The sequence below is a fragment of the Pontibacter rugosus genome (assembly GCF_042678745.1).
GTDB classification, from domain to species: domain Bacteria; phylum Bacteroidota; class Bacteroidia; order Cytophagales; family Hymenobacteraceae; genus Pontibacter; species Pontibacter rugosus.
The window spans coordinates 1-5069 of the sequence record NZ_JBHTLD010000287.1 but is presented as its reverse complement, the minus strand read 5'-3'; the positions used below and the strand labels follow the sequence as shown (position 1 = coordinate 5069).

Here is a 5069-nt window from a genome sequence, read left to right as displayed (position 1 = left end):
TATAAGTCAGGTTTAACTTGGTATAATACACCCTTAACTTGATAAAAAACCTCTAGTTAGTGGGTTCACAAGGAATAGTGCCGTATCTTGAACATAAATGTATGAAACAGTTAGCAGAACATTAGCTGAGGTATATGTTCTGCGTTTTGCTGACATACATAAACTAAGGAGGGAGCAGCTGTCCATGATGGGTGCTAGGGTAGCTCTCCCTTCCTTTTTTTTAAGTAACAGCCTTCTTCCACTCGCCACCTATCTTAGTTATCATACTATTGCTGTCCCTACTCTTTATAGCATGATGTTCTAAAATCTGCCCTGCAAGATCATGAAAAGCAAAATTCCATTTAGCGTTTTATAACTACCTAAGAAATAGGATTGTTAAACAGTTTCTAAGGCGCATTACACAATCACCAACTATAACTACAATACCCCTTAAGACTTTTAGTATGACCACGGTATAATTGACTTATATGATGATTTGTGGAGTCGTTTTAAGCGCTAATTGTTATTTGTTACCATTCTAAATTGCTTATAAACTAGCGAGTTGTCGTAACAAAACAGGCAGGTTAGGAAGTATAACTGTATAGTTGATTTAGAAACTTAACAAGAAAAAGATATGGAAGCGACTTGCAATAAATGCACCCATTGGGAGCAAGACCAAAAGAAAGTGCAGCTACAAAGCAACGACTTTGGCGTATGTGATGAATTGACTGGCCAGCATGCAATGGAGCCGTCTTATGTGTTACCACTGGTACACGAATCCAAGGTTGAAGATAATACACCAAAGCAGTTTGAAATGATTACGGGCGCTATGTTTGGCTGTAACCATTTTAGTCAGAGAAGAGATTGGATCAGATAATGAGTTAGATGACCTGTTTCATAAAAGCAGCAAGGCCAACTGAGAATTAATCTCAGTTGGCCTTGCTGCTTTTATATAATATACTACGCTTAGTTACCTGGCCATGCATTCCAGGGAATACGGATAAGAATCAGGAGCAGTGCTATGCCGTAGAATATGGCGATGCTTTTGAAACCACCCTGTGTACCGATCATGCGTTTTGCACGGGAATAACCAATGGTGATCAGCACAACTGCAATAACCATCGTAAGCGGGTGCTCCAGCATATATAGCCTGGATACGGAATCCTTCATGGCTGCGCCTGAAAAATTAGAGGCCCCTAACGGTGAAATGAAATAAAGTATAAGACCAATTATCCACTGCAGGTGAGCAGGTATAAGGCCAAGTAAGCCACGCTTTCTGTCGCCGTCTGTAAATGGCCTGTTGCCAGACATGCCTGCCAGTGCGCTTCCGAAGCTGATAAGCACGCCTAGTAGCACCAAATAGGTCATGTAAGAATGTAAATGCTGTATTCCTGTATACATGTTGTTGATTGTTGGTTTCTGCTGTAAAGATATAAATTAATGTTTCAAATCAATTAAGCCTGCGGTATCCTGAATAACGATTGCTTTACCCTTGAAGAGTTGCTTGGCAGTTTTGCAGTAGTGCAGACGAAAGTTTATCTTGCAGAGCGCACAAAAAAACAGCCACCCCAAAAGGATGGCCGTTAGTAAACAATTATAATCCTATATCTTGAAGCAGCCCTGTAACAGGGGCTGTTTTATCTTTTATGGGGCTACAGGTTGCCTTTTTCCTGCAACAGTAGCTTGTCGGCCGTAGCCAGGTCTACTAAAGCGTACTTTCGGGTGTCTGTAATCTTCATCTCATCCAGTATATCCACCAGGTTTCTGTAGCGCGAAGCCTCTGTCGCTTTAATCAGCACAACCGACTCTGGGTTAGCCCTTAATTTTTCTGATAGGAGCACACTTCTGATTCCGGTGGAGGAGAAGTCAGTTTCCAGTACTTCTGGTACATCATCTGCAAAACCGAAGTAGTAGTAGATTTTGTCCTTCTCTCCTAAAATTACCGTTAGTGCGTTTTTAGCCTTCACAGGCGAAGTGCCTTCATCTATAGGCATGCTGATATCCATAGCCTGGGGTTTAGCGAATGTAGTGGTTAGCATAAAAAAGGTTAGTAGCAGAAAGGCAAGGTCTACCATCGGTGTCATATCTAAGTGGGCTGACATTCTTTTTGCTCTTGCTTTAGCTCCTTTAATCGGTTCTGAGTTTTCTTGTACCTGTGCCATGTTGTGCCTCCTTTGCGTCTGTTGGTTTTACATTTACTATTCAGCTCCTTTATCTTGTGCTTTTGTATAGTAGATGCACGAATGCACAGAATTCCATAAATCTTTTTTAACTTTTTTTAAGATTTTTAGCAAAAGGCTATTTGTGTGCGGGTACAGCAGAAATAAGGCCCTGCTTTTATAAAGCAGGGCCTTTAATGTGAGGCAATTGAGAAACAAAGTATGTATGGTTCGAGACCGGGTAGACTGTTTTGTAAAAGCTTGATTATTCTGAGCCTTGATGTGTAAGATGTTTGCTGAGGATGTAAAACAAGTCTGCTGACTGTTGTTCTTGCTGTGTGCCTGTATTAGACTTTATCTTGACAACTGCCCACTTCCCGTTTGCCAGCGCAGCATCTGGTTGCTGACCTATGGCTGAAGTATAACCTATCACCTGCACCTGATCACGATAGGAGAGCTTGCCTGTTGCTACTATCGTAGTGCCTTCCTTAGTGTAATAGGTAGCTCCTTGTGGTAAACTTACAAAGGCGGTGCTGGTGGTTAAGTTGTTAGTGTTTTGTTCTGTTTTGGCTGCCGTTTTCTGAGACGAAGACGATCTTACATACTGGTAGTACACCAGCAGGGCCAGGGAAAAGAACATCATCAGTATAGCAGCAGCTACACGCCAGTCACTTAAACCGTGTAGGATGTTGCGCTTTTTCTTCTGTTTGCGGAGCCGGTTCTTCAGCCGCTGCCCAACTGAATTTGCGGCGGCTCTGCTCTGGGTGCGGTCGGCCAGCACCATGCCGTCTACTATGTCGGTACAAAGGTCGCAGTTAAGCATGTGGCTTTCCAGCTGGTGGTTTATATGCTCTGGTAGCGCACCCTCTTCGTATTGGCGCAACAGCTCAACCGAAGGGTGCTCTTGCATACTTATGTTCGCCAGCTGGCTTTCGTCACTTCGCATTGTTCTTCTCCAGGTAAAGTTTTAAATTCCTCTTGCCGTTTTGGATGTAGCTCTTCACGTTATTAAGACTGAGTCCTGTTTGTTCAGCAATTTGCTTATAGCTTTTTTGCTTTAGGTAAAACAACTCTATGCAAGTGCGTTGGGCTGTTGGCAAGTCTTGTAGCCCCTGTTCCAAGGTTTGCAACTCTAGTTCCGGGTTGTTTTCATCCTCTAAAATGCTTGAAGCGATGGTATACTCATTTTCCTGCACATTTCGTGGCAAGATTTTTTCCCGCTGTTTCTGAGCGCGCAGCAGCATCAGGCAATGATTTCGTGCAGTGGTGTGCAGCCAGCTTTTGAAATTTTGCACCTCATACTTCCGAAGGCTCTTCACCATCCCTTCAAAAATCTGCATGGTGGCATCTTTGCTTTCCTCCTCATCACGCATATACTTCATACAGATGAGGTAGACCATTTCGGTGTGCCTGTCAAACAGTTTTCCAATGCAGGCCAAGTCGCCTGTCTGTTGGTATTGCTTTACCAACTCCAGGTCATCAGGGGGGCGGGCTTTAGAAAAAAGTTTGAGAAACATACGTGCTTTAAATCTTCTTTTCAATTAAAGAAAATTTCAGCACATTTTAGCTGCAAAGCTCCAAGTTATACTTTGCGGTTTGCAAATCAGCTGATAACAGGTAGTGTAATAACTCTGAATTATACTTATCACAGCAATAAAGTATCTACCCGATGCGCATACACCACTTCATCGCATGCCGACCAGGCATAAATGGTGAAGGCGCCATCCTGAGAGGCCACTAAGGCAAAAGCATTCGGTTGGTCCTGCACAAATTGTGCTGCCGAAAGATGCCTTGTTCCTCCACGCTGTGCCGGAGATAGGGTAGTAGGTTGGTTGCCTACAATGGGTTCCGTGAAAACTACTTTATCGATTGGAGGTTTACCTTCCGGCCGGCCGATTTTAGCTCCGAATGCCAGCAACTCATATTCATTTGTTATGATGGTGGCACCATCTACTGCTGTAAGACCTGCCACTCCCTCTACAGCGTTGCGCAAAGATCCCTGCCAGATACTTTTGCTTCGCTCGCTTTGTTCCTGCCGCATCAGATCTGCCAAACCATGAAAAGCAGGTGCAATACTATAGAGGATAGGGTGTATGATAGATTTTTTCCAGGAGTCGGTGCCAGACTGTACAATCAGCAAAGTACCACCCCGCCCGTGCGCCCGCATCGAGACCGCTAACTGGACTAATATATTCACGCCGTCGTGGTCTGAGTAGGAAGATGAAAAATTAAGCAATGTAGCCAGCAATGAAGGGCAGTCTGGTAAGCTGGCAGCCTGTTCGTTTATTACTTTTACCTGATCTCCCTTCAGTACGGCTACATTGGCAAATTTACCTACGCCGCCTATCCGCCGATGCTTTATAACAAGCAAGGCAGGTGCCGAAACGTCTAATACAAAGCATAAACTGGGGATAACCCGTGTTGCTCCCCAAATGTAAAGCTTGCCTTCATCTTGCCATACACCCAGGTGTACGCCGGGCCTTTCTACAGCAGGCGATAGCTTGGCCAGTACGGCTGACGTAAGTTCGAGGCGATGCTCGAAGATGATGGGAGCGCCAGCCTGCTCCGGCGAAACGTAGGCTAAGGATATTTTGGGAGACACACCTTCTTCACGTCGTAAACTAGACCAAAATAGCGTATCAATTATGCTTTCTATAACCGCTGCACTTGGTTCTGGGGCCAGTTCATTATTACCTTGCGCTCTTGCTTTCGTAAGCTGATTTCGAAAGTGTTCTTCAATTGTTTTTGCTACAGCTTTAGCAGCCTGGTAAGTAGTTTCTGAGGATGAGTGCATCATTAATGTGTGTTTAGAGCAATTTTATACTTAAAAACCGCCTTCTGGTTGGTGTATAGGTAATTGATAAGGTAAAAATCAGCTTATTACAGTTGGCAGAGCTTTTAATGAAACTATAGTACAACTCAAATCTATAG

Annotated in this window: 6 protein-coding genes; 1 reads left to right on the top strand and 5 read right to left on the bottom strand. The window is 43.9% G+C overall.

Annotated elements, in window-relative coordinates; all coding sequences use genetic code 11:
* Positions 1 to 613 precede the first annotated feature (613 nt).
* Entirely contained in the window at positions 614 to 856 is a 243-nt protein-coding gene (locus ACFQ2O_RS19950; RefSeq protein WP_377532203.1) for a hypothetical protein, read from the top strand.
* Between the two features lie 89 nt (positions 857 to 945).
* Here ACFQ2O_RS19950 and ACFQ2O_RS19945 read toward each other — a convergent pair whose 3' ends face one another.
* The 5 genes from ACFQ2O_RS19945 to ACFQ2O_RS19925 all read right to left on the bottom strand — a co-directional run bounded on the left by ACFQ2O_RS19945 (position 946) and on the right by ACFQ2O_RS19925 (position 4935).
* Positions 946 to 1380, bottom strand: a complete 435-nt coding sequence (locus tag ACFQ2O_RS19945; protein WP_377532200.1) for a hypothetical protein — start codon at positions 1378 to 1380, stop codon at positions 946 to 948.
* A gap of 251 nt (positions 1381 to 1631) precedes the next feature.
* Positions 1632 to 2081 carry an ExbD/TolR family protein gene (locus ACFQ2O_RS19940; RefSeq protein ID WP_377532197.1) on the bottom strand — a complete coding sequence of 150 codons (450 nt, stop codon included), beginning with the start codon at positions 2079 to 2081 and terminating at the stop codon, positions 1632 to 1634.
* 322 nt (positions 2082 to 2403) lie between these two features.
* The gene (locus ACFQ2O_RS19935; RefSeq protein ID WP_377532194.1) at positions 2404 to 3048 is read right to left on the bottom strand and encodes a hypothetical protein; all 645 of its coding nucleotides are present in this window, start codon (positions 3046 to 3048) and stop codon (positions 2404 to 2406) included.
* Positions 3049 to 3073: 25 nt separating this feature from the next.
* On the bottom strand, positions 3074 to 3655 hold the full coding sequence (locus tag ACFQ2O_RS19930; RefSeq protein ID WP_377532192.1) for an RNA polymerase sigma factor: 582 nt from the start codon (positions 3653 to 3655) through the stop codon (positions 3074 to 3076).
* Between the two features lie 128 nt (positions 3656 to 3783).
* A complete protein-coding gene (locus ACFQ2O_RS19925; protein WP_377532189.1) occupies positions 3784 to 4935 on the bottom strand; it encodes a putative sensor domain DACNV-containing protein in 1152 nt (383 codons plus the stop codon).
* Positions 4936 to 5069 lie beyond the last annotated feature (134 nt).

Coding starts and splice junctions, on each gene's coding strand:
- ACFQ2O_RS19950 (WP_377532203.1), top strand. CDS start 614: ATGGAAGCGACTTGCAATAAATGCACCCATTGGGAGCAAGACCAAAAG.
- ACFQ2O_RS19945 (WP_377532200.1), bottom strand. CDS start 1,380: ATGTATACAGGAATACAGCATTTACATTCTTACATGACCTATTTGGTG.
- ACFQ2O_RS19940 (WP_377532197.1), bottom strand. CDS start 2,081: ATGTCAGCCCACTTAGATATGACACCGATGGTAGACCTTGCCTTTCTG.
- ACFQ2O_RS19935 (WP_377532194.1), bottom strand. CDS start 3,048: ATGCAAGAGCACCCTTCGGTTGAGCTGTTGCGCCAATACGAAGAGGGT.
- ACFQ2O_RS19930 (WP_377532192.1), bottom strand. CDS start 3,655: ATGTTTCTCAAACTTTTTTCTAAAGCCCGCCCCCCTGATGACCTGGAG.
- ACFQ2O_RS19925 (WP_377532189.1), bottom strand. CDS start 4,935: ATGATGCACTCATCCTCAGAAACTACTTACCAGGCTGCTAAAGCTGTA.